Below are 14,966 nucleotides of genomic sequence, written 5' to 3'. Positions count from 1 at the left end.
TCTACACAGACTACAAAAGCCCAATGACAGTTTCTGTCATGAGTGGTAGCTCTTGCTGATCATGTCCAGAACACACAGGCTTTTCCAACTGATGCAGGCCCTGCGACAGGGCACCGGCCCCAAGACAGCTGCCGATCTGGGGGCTGAATTTGACGTGTCTGCCCGCAGCATTCACCGCGACATCGCGACTTTGCGCGAGATGGGGGCCATCATCGATGGTGCGGCTGGCTATGGCTTCACCCTCATTGAAGACAATGCCCTGCCACCAATGGGGTTTGGCGACACCGAATTGGAGGCCTTGGTTCTGGGGCTGCGCGAGGTTGAACAGATTGGCGACCCTCAGCTCGCCGCTGCCGCCGGAGAGGCTTTGCGCAAACTGCAGGGACGGCTGCCGCCACGCCAGTCACACCGCCTGCGGCACGCCGTGTTGAGCGCTCATCGTTTTGAGCGACCACAGATCCTCGCTATCGAAATGCCTCAGCTCAGACAGGCCACTTGGGATGAGGTCGAGGTGCGTTTTGCCTATGTTGACGCCAAAGGTGCGACAACCAACAGACAGGCCAAACCCCTTGGTGTCGTCTACTTTGAACAGTCAAATGTGCTGGTCGCCTGGTGTCTGACACGGGCGGATTTCAGGGTCTTTCGGCTTGATAGAATGACGGAGCTGGAAGTCACTGACACAAGTTTTCGTCCCAACAGAGTGCCGCTCCTACGCGAAGCCCTCGCCCATATTTCCGGGCACTAAACACCCTGACTAAATAGATCGGCAGACACAAAAAGAGGCCTCGGAAATTCCGAGGCCTCTCAATCATTGGGAACTGTTTGTGGTCAGCCTTAGCCTTAGCTCGGGCTCATACCGCGCAGGCGTTCAGAGCGACGACGCAGCATCTCAACGGTTGCCAGCAGCATGATCGAAATCGCAACCAGAAGCGTTGCCACCGCCAGAATGGTCGGGGAGATCTGTTCACGCAAACCAATGAACATCTGCCAGGGCAGCGTCTTCTGGCCAGCCGAACCCACAAACAGCACCACCACAACTTCATCAAACGACGTGATGAAGGCAAACAGGCCGCCAGAGATCACGCCAGGCAGGATCAGAGGCATCTGGATGCGGAAGAAGGTGGTGACAGGATCAGCGCCCATATTGGCCGCCGCGCGGGTCAGTGAGCGATCAAAGCCCACAAGCGTTGCCGTCACGGTGATGATCACAAAAGGAATACCCAGGGCCGCGTGGGCCAGAACCACACCAAAATACGTCCCCTGCAGGCCAATCCGGCTGTAGAAGAAATACATACCGGCCGCCGAGATGATCAGCGGAACGATCATTGGTGAAATCAGGATCGCCATGATCGCCCGACGGAAGGGCACATGTGGCTGACTGAGGCCAATCGCAGCCAAGGTCCCGAAAGTCACAGAGACAATCGTCGCCATCGGGGCAATCTTCAGTGAGTTCCACATCGAGCTCTGCCAGGAGTCGTTGTTGAAGAAGTCTCGATAGTGCTTCAACGAGAAGCCTTCGGGATCTAGCCGCAGCATCTCTGGCGTGAAGGTGAAGAAATCCTGCGCATTAAAGCTCAAAGGGATGATCACTACAATCGGCGCGATCAGGAAGAAGAAGATCAACCCACAGATCACCCGGAAGGAGTAGAACCAAACCCGTTGGCCCGTTGTCGCATATGGAGGAAGTGCACTCATTGTCGGTTACCCCAGCTTCACGTTGTCGATGCCGACAATCTTGTCATAGACCCAGTAGAGCACCAGCACCACTGCGAGAAGGATTGCACCCAGTGCCGCACCCAGACCCCAGTTACCCGATGTCGAGATATGATAGGCGATCAGGTTGGAGATGAATGTCCCCTTGGTACCGCCCACCAGGGCAGGTGTGATGTAGTAGCCAACCGCCAGGATGAAGACGAGGATCGACCCCGCGCCAATACCCGGAACCGACTGCGGGAAGTAGACCCGCCAGAAGGCTGTCCAGTTGGTCGCGCCCAGTGATTTGGCCGCGCGCAGATAGGTCGGCTGGATCGTCTGCATCACCGAATACATCGGCAGGATCATAAAGGGCAGCAGGATATGGGTCATTGCAATGATCGTACCCAGCTCGTTGTTGATCAGGACCAGTCGGTTGTCATCGCCAACGATGCCTATCCAGACCAGTACATCGTTGATCACGCCCTGTTGCTGCAGGAGGATTTTCCACGAAGATGTTCGGACCAGCAGTGACGTCCAGAACGGCAGAAGAACCAGGATCATCAACATATTGGCTGAGCGCGTCGACAGGTTGGCCAGCAGCCAAGCCACCGGATAGCCAAGCATAATACAGCTGAACGTGATGATCAGCGACATACGCATGGTTCGGATCAGCATCGTGTTGTAAATGCGCTCATCCTCGGGGCGCACCGTGACACCCTCTGCACCCAGCTTCATGTCCACGGCATTCAGGAAATAGCCCATGGTACGCTTGCCGGAATAGGTCTTGAGGGTGCGCCAAAGTTCGATATCGGCCCAGCCATCATTCAGTTCGATCAGGCGTTCTTTGTAGGGACCTTCGTTTTCGACATCCCATTTTTTGATCTTACGACCCGATTTACGAAACACCGAAGAAAGGCCGGGGTTTTCGTAGTTCAGGCGTTTAGCTACTTTTGTGTGGACCTTGGCCTCGGCGGCAGCCTTCATGTCGACTGCCAGCGCGGCAAAGACCGCTTCGCCAGGCAGCTCCGATGACGCGGGATCCCAAGTTTCAAGTGCGCTAACCGTTGTAGGCAGCACCTCCTGAACGATACGGTTGTCCACCGACCGGAACAGCATGTCGCCAACTGGCAGGATGAAGGTCACAAGGATAAACAGGAGCAGTGGTGCAATCAGCATCAAGGCCCGGATTTTCTGCATCCGCAGTGCCTTTGCGAGGCTACGCTTCAGAGGCGTGCCATCAGCGGCCAGCACTGGGCCGTTTTGGGTGGTATCACTCATGGTGGGGGTCCCCGTCGGGTCTTTTGTTGGTGGAGAAAGGGCCCAGCATCGCGGGTGGGCCCTTTCCCGTTCTCACAACGAGGTCAGATTACTTGACCAGCCACGCCTGGAATTTCGCATCCAGATCGTCGCGGTTGTCTGCCCACCATTCGTAGTCATAGGTGTGCACGTTACCGGCGTTTGCAGGATCGGTTGGCATGTGAGGCGCCATGTCGATGCCCAGCTCAGCGTGCTTACCAACCAGCGGTGCCGAAGAGGCACGTGCAGGACCATAAGAGATATAGGCAGCCTGATCAGCCAGACGCTGGGTGTCAGTTGCGAACTTCAGGAAGTGCATGACGCGGGCTTTACGGTCCGCAGGCAAGCCGGCAGGAACGATCCTGCCATCCAGGTCAAAGGACTGCATGTCCCAGAGCATGCCAATCGGCTGGTTCTGCTCGGCAATGGCCGAGAACAGACGTCCGTTGAAGGTCGAACCCATCACAACTTCGCCATCGGCGAGCAGCTGAGGTGTTTCTGCGCCAGCAGACCACCAGACAACGCTGTCTTTGATGGTGTCGAGTTTGGCCAGACCACGTGCAACACCTTCGTCGGTGCCCAGAACGTCATAGATGTCGTCCTTGGCAACGCCGTCGCAATACAGAGCCCACTCCATGTTATCGATTGGGCGCTTTTGAAGCGCACGTTTGCCTGGGAATTTCGCCAGATCAAACACGTCGCAGACGGTGGTTGGTGCTTCTGCGCCAACCAGGTCGGTGCGGTAGCCAAATGTGGTCGAGTAAACGATCTGTGGCACGAAGCAGTCAGAAACCAGCAGGTCGCCAAAGTCTTCGGAAGCAGGGGTGCCATCGGGAGCCGCGGCCAGATCAGCGTCGTGGTCCAGCTCTTCGGCCAGGCCTTCGTCGCACAGGCGCATGGAGTCGGAGGCAACCGCGTCAACCAGATCCCAGGTCACGTTGCCGGCTTCGTTCATGGCGCGCAGTTTTGCAACCGCTTCGGCCGAGCTTTCGTCCCAGATGATTTTGACGCCTGGGTTTGCCGCCATATAGGGCTCAGTGTAGGCTTTGGTCTGGCTGGCTTGATAGGAGCCGCCCCAGGAAACCAGGGTCAGTTCGTTTGCCATGTCTTCGGCAAAGGCCGCAGGCGCAATAAGCGCTGTGGTCATCGCCAGTGCTGACAGTTTTGTCATCTTCATGAGATATCTCTCCTTGTTGAAATTCTTTTGTTCACTTTGCTCCCCCGGTCATCAGTGCCGGGGGTTGAGCGCGCCCAGATCAAATGACCGGGCCCTCTGCTAGAAACGCCCGAATAGATCAGGCATCCAGCGCGCGGCAATCTTCAGGGAGCCAGCCGATTTCGATCTGCTGGCCGGGCTTCAGACGCACCTGATCGGGCGCGTTCCGGGTCTTGATGACGAATTCATCATTCCCAGCCACCCGCAAACGGGTGCGGAAAATGTCGCCCATGTAAATGAATTCGAGCACTTCAGCCTTGAGGGTATGCGCCCCCTCGCTGAGGCGGTCCTTGTTGTATTCGACGCGCTCCGGGCGAATCGATACGCGCGTGCGTTCGCCGGGTTTACTGACATTGACTGGCTTACAGTCGATCAGCTCACCATCATCCAGCTGGACCAGGGCAACACCGTTGTTGATCTCTTTGACCACACCTTCGAGGGTGTTGTTCTCACCAATGAACTGCGCCACGAAGCTGTTTTGAGGCTCTTCATACAGCTTGTCTGGTGGTGCCAATTGCTGAATGCGGCCATCTTCGAACACGGCAACCCGGTCTGACATGGTCAGGGCTTCGGTCTGGTCATGGGTCACATAGACCACGGTGATGCCCAGACGGTGCGCCAGGTGGGTGATCTCGAACTGCATCTTTTCGCGCAACTGCTTGTCCAGCGCGCCAAGAGGCTCATCCATCAAAACCAGCTCGGGTTCAAACACCAGCGCGCGGGCCAAGGCGATCCGCTGCTGTTGACCACCGGACAGTTGCGACGGGCGACGGCCACCAAAGGCCCCCATCTCTACCATATCCAGGGCGCGTTTGACCTTTGCCTCACGCTCGGACTTGCCCATCTTGCGGACTTCCAGCGGGAAGGAGAGGTTTTCAGCAATGGTCATGTGCGGAAACAGTGCGTAGTTCTGAAACACCATGCCGATGCCGCGTTTGTGCGGCGGGATGTTGTTGATCGAGGTGCCACCAAGGCGAATATCGCCATGGGTTGCCGTCTCAAAACCGGCCAACATCATCAGACAGGTGGTTTTACCGGAACCTGAGGGGCCCAACATGGTGAGAAATTCACCCTTGGGCATAATGAGGTTCAAATCTTTTACGACTAGGTTTTCGCCGTCGTAACTCTTCTGCACGCGTTCGAATTCCACGAACGCGTCGTTATTTGACGCATCAGCCAAAGCAGGCTCCCCGTTTGTATAATCGGCAGATTGGTTCTGCGCTTCTGTCGCGATGTAAGCATACCCAAGGTAGGGGATGCAACCGCATCATCTGATTAGAGATGTTAAATCAGCTTAGGGGCATGTTGCCAGCAGTTTAGACTGCCTGCGACTCCCCTGATTAAATTTGCGACATGTTTACGCTGAATTTCCTTCCCTAGGGGCAGGGCGGTCAGGAACCGGGCACATTAGGCAAATGCAAATGTCAAAGGACCCCGCATCCTATCGATGCGAGGCCCAATTTCAACACAACTCAAACAGAGGGCGCTGATCGCCCCGCTCAAGCGCTGTGCAACAGGTCCTGCTCCTGAAGGATCGCATAGCATTCATCCAGCGATTTACGGGCTCGCTCGATCAGAACATCAATATCATCTGTCGACAGCACCAGAGGCGGCGAAATAATCATCCGATCACCAACGTGGCGCATGATCAGGTTGTTGGCAAAACAGCGCTCGCGGCAGATATAGCCAACAGTGCCTCCGGCTGCCTTGAATTCCGCACGGGTGGCCTTGTTTGGCGTCAAAGCGATTGAGCCCATCATGCCGATAATTCTGGCCTCACCGACCAGAGGATGATCGGCCAGCGATTCCCACTTCTCTTTTAGGTAGGGCCCCGCAGTATTCTGGACATGCCCAATAACGTCTTCCTCTTCAAGGATACGCAGGTTTTCCAACGCCACAGCCGAGGCCACGGGATGCCCCGAATAGGTATAGCCGTGGTTGAACTCATCCGAGCCAATCACCGCGGCGATTTCATCGGTCACGATCGAGCCGCCAATCGGCGCATAGCCAGAGCTGAGCCCCTTGGCGATAGTCATGATATCAGGGCGAATGCCCATTGTTTCACTGCCAAACCAGTTGCCGGTACGACCAAAGCCACAGATCACCTCGTCGGCGATCAACAGGATCTCGTATTTGTCACAGATGCGCTGGATTTCCGGCCAGTAGGTCGCCGGTGGCACGATGACACCGCCAGCGCCCTGCACGGGTTCAGCGATAAAGGCGGCAACCCGGTCTTCACCCAGCTCCAGAATGGCCGCTTCGAGCTCTTGCGCACGGGCCAGACCAAAGTCGTCTTCGGGGGTATCCCCGCCTTCGGCCCACCAGTGCGGCTGGTTGATATGATGCACATCGGGAATCGGCAGGCCGCCCTGTTCGTGCATTGCGCTCATACCGCCCAGCGAACCACTGCCCACTGAAGAGCCGTGATAGGCGTTTTTACGACTGATAATAATGGATTTCGTCGGCTTTCCCTTCAGGGCCCAGTAGTGACGCACCATACGGATATTGGTGTCGTTCGCCTCGGAACCTGACCCGGCAAAGAACACATGGTTCAAGTCCCCCGGTGCCAGTTCGGCAATTTTGGCGGCCAGCGCGATGGCCGGAACATGCGTGGTCTGAAAGAAGGTGTTGTAATAGGGCAGTTCGCGCATCTGGCGCGCGGCAACATCTGCCAGCTCATCCCGGCCGTAGCCGATATTGACACACCACAACCCGGCCATGGCATCGAGAATCTCGTTGCCTTCGCTATCGGTCAGGGTGACGCCAGTGGCGCGGGTGATAATCCGGGCTCCCTTTTCGCTCAACTCACCGTTGGCGGTGAAAGGGTGCATATGGTGGGCGGCATCCAGGGCCTGCAATTCGGCCGTGGGCATGTGATTGGTGATCGCATTCATAGGGCTGACTCCAGTGGTAAGAGATTGCCCCCAGAATATGATCAAATTTCACCTTGTCAATCGAATCAGTTGGAGGCCCCCAGCCCCTGGCTGACCTGCTCCATGCCCTGTTCGACATCTTTTTCCATCGCATGGGCCACTTTTTCTGGTTCATTGCGTCGCATAGCATCGATGATGTCTTTGTGGCGGTCCGGAAAGCTCTGGGTTCCAAAGCGACCACAGACCACGCGGAGAGAGGGGCCAAAGCGCAACCAAAGCCGATCCGCGAGATCCGCCATGATGGGCGCGTCTGCATAGCCGTAGAGCTCAGAATGGAAGCTATAGTTCTGCACCAAATAGCCGGCCACATCGCCTGTATTGATGGCCTGATCCAGGGCGACATCAATGGCCTCTAAACGGGCTATCTGATCTGGATTGATCCGTAGCGCTGCACGCCTTGCCAGCTCTGACTCTATTGATTTTCTTACATAACTCAGCTCATCAATGTCTTCGGAACGCAGCAGTGGCACCGACACCCGGCGATTGCCCTGAAACATCAGGGCGCCATCCGAAATCAAGCGACGAATGGCCTCGCGTACAGGTGTCATGCCCGCCCCCAAAGACTCGGTCAGCCCCTGGATGGTGACCGCCTGCCCCGGTGCCAGTTCTCCAAAGAGAATCTGCGCGCGCAGCTTTTGATAGACGGTCTCGTGGGCCGGCAATTTTACCCCCTCTGCGGGGGCTGCCTGAACTGCTGAATTGGTCACCGACACTTGGGTTTTTCCTCCTAAATTTTGGGCAGCTTGCACGAAGTTCTGCCCGGTGGAAACATAAACAGTATTGCCGAACGAGGCAAAACTTGATCAAATCCAGGACAGCCGGGCCAACACCGGTACCCACAGGGAGATATTCATGACACTCAAAATGATGACAACGACAGCCATTGTCGCCTTGCTCGGCACCGCTGCCATGGCAGAAGAAGTGCGCGTCTACAACTGGTCCGACTATATCGATGAAGAGCTTTTGGCAAAGTTCGAAACGGAAACAGGCATCAAACTGATCTACGATGTCTTTGACAGCAACGAGGTTTTGGAAACCAAAATGCTGGCTGGTGGCTCGGGCTATGATGTTGTTGTTCCGACCGGCTCCTTCATGGCGCGCCAGATCCAGGCGGGTTCGTTCCAGAAGCTGAACAAGGACGCGCTGCCCAATCTTTCCAACATGTGGGATGCCATTGAGGCGCGCACCAGCCTGTATGATCCCGGCAACGAATACTCGATCAACTACATGTGGGGCACCACCGGCCTTGGCATCAATGTTGCCAAAGTCACCGAGGCCCTCGGCGAAGATGCCCCCGTTGACTCGCTCGATCTCGTCTTCAACCCTGCCAATATGGAAAAACTTGCCGCCTGTGGCGTTTATTTCCTGGATGCCCCCGACGAGATGATCCCGGCGGCGCTGAAGTACATCGGTGAAGACCCCAACAGCATGGACGCGGATGTGGTTGCCAAGGCGGAACCGGTGCTGGCCGCCGTGCGCCCCTACATCAAGAAATTCCACAGTTCTGAATATATCAACGCACTTGCCAATGGCGACATCTGCGTGGCCTTTGGCTGGTCCGGCGACATCCTGCAGGCCCGTGACCGTGCCGCCGAGGCCGAAAACGGCGTTGAAATCGAATACAACGCACCCAAGGAAGGTGCGCTGATGTGGTTTGACCAGATGACCATTCCGGTGGATGCGCCCAACCCTGAAGGTGCGCATAAGTTCCTGAACTTCATCATGGATGCCAACAACATGGCAGCCGCCTCCAACTACGTCTACTATGCCAATGGTAACGAGGCGAGCCAGGAGTTCCTGGAAGAGGATGTGATTGGCGATCCCGCCATCTACCCCAATGCGGAAACGGTCAAAAACCTCTATATCAAAGAAGGTTATCCGATCAAAGTTCAACGCAAAGCCACCCGTATGTGGACCAAAATCAAATCGGGCACCTGATCGTCGGGACCTGATCCGGCAGGGCGTAACCGACGCCCTGCCCATTGCCTATTTGCACCAAACTCTCTGATCGCGCGCGGCCCCTGCGGCCTGCGTCTTCAGAACCTGCGGGGGAAGCAGCTTGACCATTCCTGTATTCGAACCCTGGAACGATCCCGAGGCCAAGCCTCTGATCCAATTCCAGAACGTCACCAAACGATTTGGTGAGTTCACGGCGATCGACGATCTGACCATCGGTATCTACGAGAAAGAGTTCTTTGCGCTGCTGGGTCCGTCAGGCTGCGGCAAGACCACCATGATGCGGATGCTGGCCGGGTTTGAAACCCCCACCAAAGGCAGCATCTACCTTGCCGGACAAGACATGGCACCGGTGCCGCCAAACAAACGTGCCACCAATATGATGTTTCAGTCTTACGCGCTGTTTCCGCACCTCAGCATCTGGGAAAACATCGCATTTGGGTTGAAACGCGAGGGCATGCCCAAGAACGAAATCAACGACCGCGTTGAAGAGATGCTACGCCTGACCCGGCTGGACAAATTTGCCCGCCGCAAACCGCATCAGATTTCCGGTGGCCAGCGTCAGCGGGTTGCGCTGGCGCGCTCTCTCGCCAAACATCCCAAACTGCTGCTGCTGGATGAACCTCTTGGCGCACTTGATAAAAAGCTGCGTCAGGACACCCAGTTCGAACTGATGGATATTCAGGAAAAGACCGGAACCACCTTTGTCATCGTGACCCACGATCAGGAAGAGGCCATGACCGTCGCCAGCCGCGTCGCAGTGATGGACCATGGCAAGATCATCCAGGTCGCCACCCCGGATCGCATCTATGAGACGCCAAATTCAGTCTATGTCGCCGACTTTATCGGTGAGGTGAACATCATCGATGGTTTGGCCACCCCCAATGGCGAAGACAGCTATGCCATCGCCTGGAAAGACGGACAGGCACCGCTCAATGTGAAATCCCCCAATAAATTTTCAGATGGGCAGAAATGCCATCTGGCGATCCGGCCCGAAAAAGTCACCATCAATGCTGAAAAACCAACAGGCGTTGATAATGTCGTCGAGGGCAAGATCCTCGACATTGCCTATCTCGGCAATATTTCTACCTATCACGTTGAGCTGCCTTCAGGTGTGGTGATCAAGGCGCAGGCCGCCAATACCCGCCGTATCTCACGTCGTGCTTTCACTTGGGAAGACACTGTCTGGCTGTCCTGGACCGCCACGGCAGGCGTTCTCTTGGCAGACTGATGCGCCGCTTTACCCTGATCGCTGTCCCTTATCTGTGGCTCCTGGCGTTGTTTCTGGTGCCTTTTGTCATCGTCTTGAAAATCTCGCTGTCGGACGTCGCCGTGGCCCGGCCGCCCTATGCCCCGCATTTTGACTGGGCCACCGGCATCTGGGCCTTCCTGTCTGAGCTGGATTTTGAAAACTTCACCTGGCTCACCGAGGATGACCTGTACTGGAAGGCCTATCTCAGCTCTTTGAAGATCGCTTTTGTGTCCACCGTGCTGACATTGCTGGTGGGCTATCCGATGGCCTATGCCATGGCGCGCGCACCGCAAGAATGGCGCGCAACCCTGATGATGCTGGTTATTTTGCCCTTCTGGACCAGCTTCCTGATCCGAGTCTATGCTTGGATGGGCATCCTGTCGAACGAGGGTTTCTTGAACCAGTTCCTGATGTGGACCGGGATGATTTCCGAACCACTCACCATCCTCAACACCAACGCTGCTGTCTATATCGGCATCGTCTATACCTATCTGCCCTTCATGATCCTGCCGATCTATGCGGCGCTTGAACGGCTGGATGAATCGCTGATCGAGGCCGCCGAGGATCTGGGCTGTTCGCGCTTTACCGCCTTTTGGCTGGTGACAATTCCGCTGTCGAAAACCGGCATCGTTGCCGGGTCGTTCCTTGTCTTCATTCCGGTATTGGGCGAATTCGTCATTCCGTCGCTGCTGGGCGGGTCCGACACGCTGATGATCGGCAAGGTCCTGTGGGAAGAGTTCTTCTCTAACCGCGACTGGCCCGTGGCGTCAGCAGTGGCGGTTGTTCTCTTGCTGATCCTGATCATTCCCATCGTGCTGTTTCAGCGCAATCAGCAAAAACAGCAGGAGGCAGAACAATGAGACGTATGAGTTGGTTCAATACCGTATCGCTGACCCTTGGCTTTGCCTTCCTCTATGTGCCGATGCTGATCCTGGTGATCTACAGCTTCAATGAAAGCAAACTGGTCACCGTTTGGGCCGGGTTTTCGACCAAATGGTATGGTGAGCTGATCCAGAACGAGGCCTTTCTTAACGCGGCCTGGGTGACCATCAAGGTGGCGGTGATTTCATCGACCATCGCGACCGTTCTGGGCACCATGGCAGCCTATGTTCTGGTGCGCGGCGGGCGTTTCATGGGGCGAACACTGTTCTCCGGCATGATCTACGCGCCTTTGGTGATGCCCGAAGTCATCACTGGCCTGTCGCTGCTGCTGCTGTTCATCGGTCTTGGCCTGGATCGTGGTGTCATGACCATCGTGCTGGCGCATACTACGTTTTCCATGTGCTATGTCTCGGTGGTGGTCTCTTCCCGACTGGTCACATTTGATCGCTCTCTGGAAGAGGCGGCCCTTGATCTAGGCTGTTCTCCGTCCGAGGCCTTTCGTCTGGTGACACTGCCGATCATTGCCCCTGCGGTGATCTCTGGCTGGCTCTTGGCCTTTACCCTATCGCTGGACGATCTGGTGATTGCCTCTTTCACCTCGGGGCCGGCGGCCACCACCCTACCGATCAAGATCTATTCGGCGGTGCGACTGGGGGTCTCGCCTGAAATCAACGCGCTATCGACCATCATGATCGCCATTGTAACGGTGGGCGTGATCACGGCTTCGCTGGTGAACAAACGCCAGATGGTGCGCCAGAAGCGTGACGAACAGGCGGCAGAGCGCAGCTGATGCGCAGGATCTTTTCCAGCTACGCCTATGGTCCCGGCCCGCGCGACAATTGTTGGTGGGACGAGACCATAGATGCGCCTGACTGGCCCTGCCAGACAGGTGACATAAGCGCAGATGTAACGGTTATCGGCGGCGGTTTTACCGGACTGTCAGCCGCTTTGCATCTGGCAGAGGCTGGTGCCTCGGTCGTGGTCCTAGAGGCCGAAAGCCCCGGCTGGGGCGCATCAGGGCGCAATGGCGGCTTTTGTTGTCTGGGTGGATCAAAACTGTCGACCAAGGCAATGCAGCGGCGCTACGGCGCAAAAGCCACCGAGACCTATGAGGCCGGCGAAGAGGCGGCTGTGGCTCTGGTGGCGGATCTACTGCGCAAACATGGGATCGAGGCCGATACCCACTCCCAGGGCGAAACCCGTCTGGCCCACAGCCCGCGCGCGCTGGATAAAATGATGCGCGAGGCAGAAGAGATCGCTGCCAGCGGCGGGGTTCCGAACTTTCAAACCAAAGGCCAGCTTGCCTCTGTCGGATTGAACGGCGCATTCTATGGCGCGCTTACCACGCCAGTGGGTTTTGGCCTCAACCCGCGGAAATATCTGTTTGGACTGGCCCGTGCCGCAAAACAGGCTGGCACGCAACTGTTTCAGCAAAGCCCTGCCACCAAGATCACCGCAACCGGCAAGGGACATCTTGTCACCACGCCAAAGGGAACGGTGCGCAGCTCTCAGGTGGTGATCGCCACCAATGGGTATTCTTCCGACGATCTGCCCAAATGGCTGGCAGCGCGCTATATGCCGACGCAATCGACCGCCATGGTGACACGCCCCTTGCGCGATGAAGAGCTGCAGGCGCAGGGCTGGTTCAGCGACCAGATGGCCTATGACAGCCGCAATATGCTGCACTATTTCCGCCTGATGCCGGATCGGCGCTTCCTTTTCGGCATGCGCGGCGGGCTCATGGCTTCCCCTCGGGTCGAGGCCGGGATTCGCAAGAAGCTACGGGCGAATTTTGACACACTGTTTCCGCAGTGGCGCAATGTCGAGGCCACCCATACCTGGTCTGGCATGGTCTGCCTTTCACGCGACCTTGTACCCTTTGTCGGCGAGGTTCCCAAACATCCCGGGCTATTTGCCGGACTGTGCTACCACGGCAATGGTGTCGCCATGGGCAGCTATGCGGGTCGACTGCTGGCGGATTTGGCGCAAGGAAAAACGCCTGATCTGCCCTATTCACCCGTTCTGCAACGCCTGCGCCGCTTTCCCTTTGGCCCAGCGCGCCGGATGGTGATGCCACCCGCCTATGCTCTTTTGGGATTGATGGACTGACGCAAAGCCGCAAGTTCAAGACCCAGTGCGGCGCGGTCGCGCGGCTCTCCGGCTGCGCTGCGCCACAGGCAGTATGCCGCCATACGCCAGTGAAACCAGGGCTTCAGTGCAAGATAGCGCCCCACCATGCGGGGATCGGGATAGGCCGCAAGAAATCCATCTTCTTCACCCACTGACAGCGGCTTGCCCCGATAAAGCGCCTGCATCGCCGGTGACAGAAACAGGGCCAGATCCTCGCTCGGGTCGCCCATCTGCGGACATTGCCAATCAATCAGGGTTAAAGTGCCATCATGAGCCAGCAAATTCCCGGGCACCGGATCACCGTGAATCAATGCCAAAGACTCCAAAGGCGGGACCTGGCCGATGGGGCGCAAAGACAGAACTTCGGTCACCGCATTCAGATCCCCGGAACAACAGCCCAGAATACGCCGGGTCTGACGCTCCAAATCGACGCTGCCGTTGACCCCTTTGGGCAGTCCTGAGAATTCCGGCTGATCATGCAGCCGCCCCAAAAGCTGGGCGACATGCGCGGTATCGCGCTGCCAGGGTGCCCCTGTGATATGGGCATAGGCCAGCCAATGCTGCCCTTCGAACTGACCCGAGGCCACAAGTGGCGGCACCATCCCTGTTCCAGACAAAGCCTCCAGCGCTGCACTCTCGCGCTGGGGATCATTGGCAAACAAGGGATTTTTCCCGCGCGCCAGATAGAGCTTTACCACCAACCCCTCTGACATCGGGCCATCAGCCAGGTAACCCGTTCGCCAGACCCGGTTGGAGCGCCCGCCCTGCAATGGCAATGGCGCAGAGACATCCAGTCCCTGCGCCGCAAGCGATTTGAAAAACCGCTGATCAAATTCTGCAGTCTGGCCTTGCAGGGCACGTCCTCCGGTTTGGATCACGGGCCCCCGAAAAGAGACCCGGTCAAAACACGCGACAGGCCCTGCTGCGATCAAACCACCTCTTCGTTGGGATCGCGCAGCGCCGTCACGCTGGTCGCCAAGATCGCAGTGCCGGTCTCGGTGATCAAGACCACATCGCTACCCTGCATCTGAGTTTCGCGAACCTCGGTGTAGACTTCAGCGGTTTCAGACAGAATGACCTCTCCGTCTTTCTTGCTTTCAACCACAAAACTATACGCCCCGGCCGCTACAGTATCACCAGAGAAATCGGTGCCATCCCAATCATAGGGTTCTGCAGAAACAGGCAGCGTGATGCGGTTCACCTCTTTTCCGTCGTCATCTTTGACAACAAGCGTGACATCATCCGCCGCTGCCGCAGGGTTAGGTGCCACATTAACAGGATTGGTGCCATCAAACTGCGCTGCAGCTGCCGCGCGGACTTCCATACCGACCCAGCCTGTGAGCGATGCCATGTTACCCAGCCCCAGTTGCTGATGCACGACACTCAGGTTGTCATTGGTCAGCACCTGCTGTTCCACCATCGAGAATTCCGCCAGCTGAGAGGCGTATTCCGTGTTGTCCATCGGCTCGGTCGGGTCTTGATACTTTGCCTGGGCTGTCAGTAGCTGGATAAAGGTATCAAAGTCCGAGGTCAGGTTGGTACTCCCCGAGGAGCCGGAACTCGACGCGGCACCAGCATTGCTGAATTGGGATACTTCGGTCGTCAT

13 protein-coding genes and 1 pseudogene are annotated in these 14,966 nt (G+C 56.9%); 6 read left to right on the top strand and 8 right to left on the bottom strand.

From position 1 onward, the window contains the following. The first annotated feature begins 61 nt into the window (after positions 1 to 61). Entirely contained in the window at positions 62 to 745 is a 684-nt protein-coding gene (locus PH5382_RS02725) for a helix-turn-helix transcriptional regulator (protein ID WP_058333004.1), read from the top strand. A gap of 95 nt (positions 746 to 840) precedes the next feature. Here PH5382_RS02725 and PH5382_RS02720 read toward each other — a convergent pair. The 6 genes and pseudogenes from PH5382_RS02720 to PH5382_RS02695 all read right to left on the bottom strand — a co-directional run. Beyond that, positions 841 to 1,686 (bottom strand): annotated as a pseudogene (locus PH5382_RS02720) (ABC transporter permease); the annotation flags it as partial. A gap of 15 nt (positions 1,687 to 1,701) precedes the next feature. Then, entirely contained in the window at positions 1,702 to 2,973 is a 1,272-nt protein-coding gene (locus PH5382_RS02715) for an ABC transporter permease (protein ID WP_058332814.1), read from the bottom strand. Positions 2,974 to 3,061: 88 nt separating this feature from the next. Continuing rightward, on the bottom strand, positions 3,062 to 4,168 hold the full coding sequence (locus PH5382_RS02710; RefSeq protein ID WP_058332813.1) for an extracellular solute-binding protein: 1,107 nt from the start codon (positions 4,166 to 4,168) through the stop codon (positions 3,062 to 3,064). Positions 4,169 to 4,286: 118 nt separating this feature from the next. Continuing rightward, positions 4,287 to 5,387, bottom strand: a complete 1,101-nt coding sequence (locus PH5382_RS02705; protein ID WP_058332812.1) for an ABC transporter ATP-binding protein — start codon at positions 5,385 to 5,387, stop codon at positions 4,287 to 4,289. A gap of 319 nt (positions 5,388 to 5,706) precedes the next feature. After that, entirely contained in the window at positions 5,707 to 7,101 is a 1,395-nt protein-coding gene (locus tag PH5382_RS02700) for an aspartate aminotransferase family protein (RefSeq protein ID WP_058332811.1), read from the bottom strand. 65 nt (positions 7,102 to 7,166) lie between these two features. After that, on the bottom strand, positions 7,167 to 7,847 hold the full coding sequence (locus tag PH5382_RS02695) for a GntR family transcriptional regulator (protein WP_231751777.1): 681 nt from the start codon (positions 7,845 to 7,847) through the stop codon (positions 7,167 to 7,169). A gap of 145 nt (positions 7,848 to 7,992) precedes the next feature. On the opposite strand from PH5382_RS02695, the gene PH5382_RS02690 reads away from it, so the two are divergent. From PH5382_RS02690 to PH5382_RS02670, 5 genes are all read left to right on the top strand, one after another. After that, positions 7,993 to 9,078 (top strand): polyamine ABC transporter substrate-binding protein, encoded by a 1,086-nt coding sequence (locus PH5382_RS02690; RefSeq protein WP_058332809.1) that lies wholly within the window; start codon positions 7,993 to 7,995, stop codon positions 9,076 to 9,078. Positions 9,079 to 9,199: 121 nt separating this feature from the next. Next, a complete protein-coding gene (locus PH5382_RS02685; protein WP_058332808.1) occupies positions 9,200 to 10,327 on the top strand; it encodes an ABC transporter ATP-binding protein in 1,128 nt (375 codons plus the stop codon). Then, positions 10,327 to 11,208 carry an ABC transporter permease subunit gene (locus tag PH5382_RS02680; RefSeq protein WP_058332807.1) on the top strand — a complete coding sequence of 294 codons (882 nt, stop codon included), beginning with the start codon at positions 10,327 to 10,329 and terminating at the stop codon, positions 11,206 to 11,208. Before PH5382_RS02685 ends, PH5382_RS02680 begins: the two co-directional genes overlap by 1 nt. Next, positions 11,205 to 12,020: an ABC transporter permease gene (locus PH5382_RS02675; RefSeq protein WP_058332806.1), complete on the top strand. Its 816-nt coding sequence runs from the start codon at positions 11,205 to 11,207 to the stop codon at positions 12,018 to 12,020. The genes PH5382_RS02680 and PH5382_RS02675 overlap by 4 nt, the downstream gene beginning before the upstream one ends. Continuing rightward, the gene (locus PH5382_RS02670; RefSeq protein WP_197409982.1) at positions 12,020 to 13,339 is read left to right on the top strand and encodes an NAD(P)/FAD-dependent oxidoreductase; all 1,320 of its coding nucleotides are present in this window, start codon (positions 12,020 to 12,022) and stop codon (positions 13,337 to 13,339) included. Before PH5382_RS02675 ends, PH5382_RS02670 begins: the two co-directional genes overlap by 1 nt. Here PH5382_RS02670 and PH5382_RS02665 read toward each other — a convergent pair. Next, complete coding sequence (locus tag PH5382_RS02665) at positions 13,312 to 14,238, bottom strand: phosphotransferase family protein (RefSeq protein ID WP_058333003.1); 927 nt, start codon at positions 14,236 to 14,238, stop codon at positions 13,312 to 13,314. The two genes, PH5382_RS02670 and PH5382_RS02665, sit on opposite strands and share 28 nt — an antisense overlap. A gap of 50 nt (positions 14,239 to 14,288) precedes the next feature. After that, positions 14,289 to 14,966 carry a flagellar hook capping FlgD N-terminal domain-containing protein gene (locus PH5382_RS02660; protein ID WP_058332804.1) on the bottom strand — a complete coding sequence of 226 codons (678 nt, stop codon included), beginning with the start codon at positions 14,964 to 14,966 and terminating at the stop codon, positions 14,289 to 14,291.

This window comes from Phaeobacter sp. CECT 5382 (assembly GCF_001457775.1).
Classification (GTDB): Bacteria; Pseudomonadota; Alphaproteobacteria; order Rhodobacterales; family Rhodobacteraceae; genus Pseudophaeobacter.
This window is presented reverse-complemented; position numbering and strand designations above follow the sequence as displayed.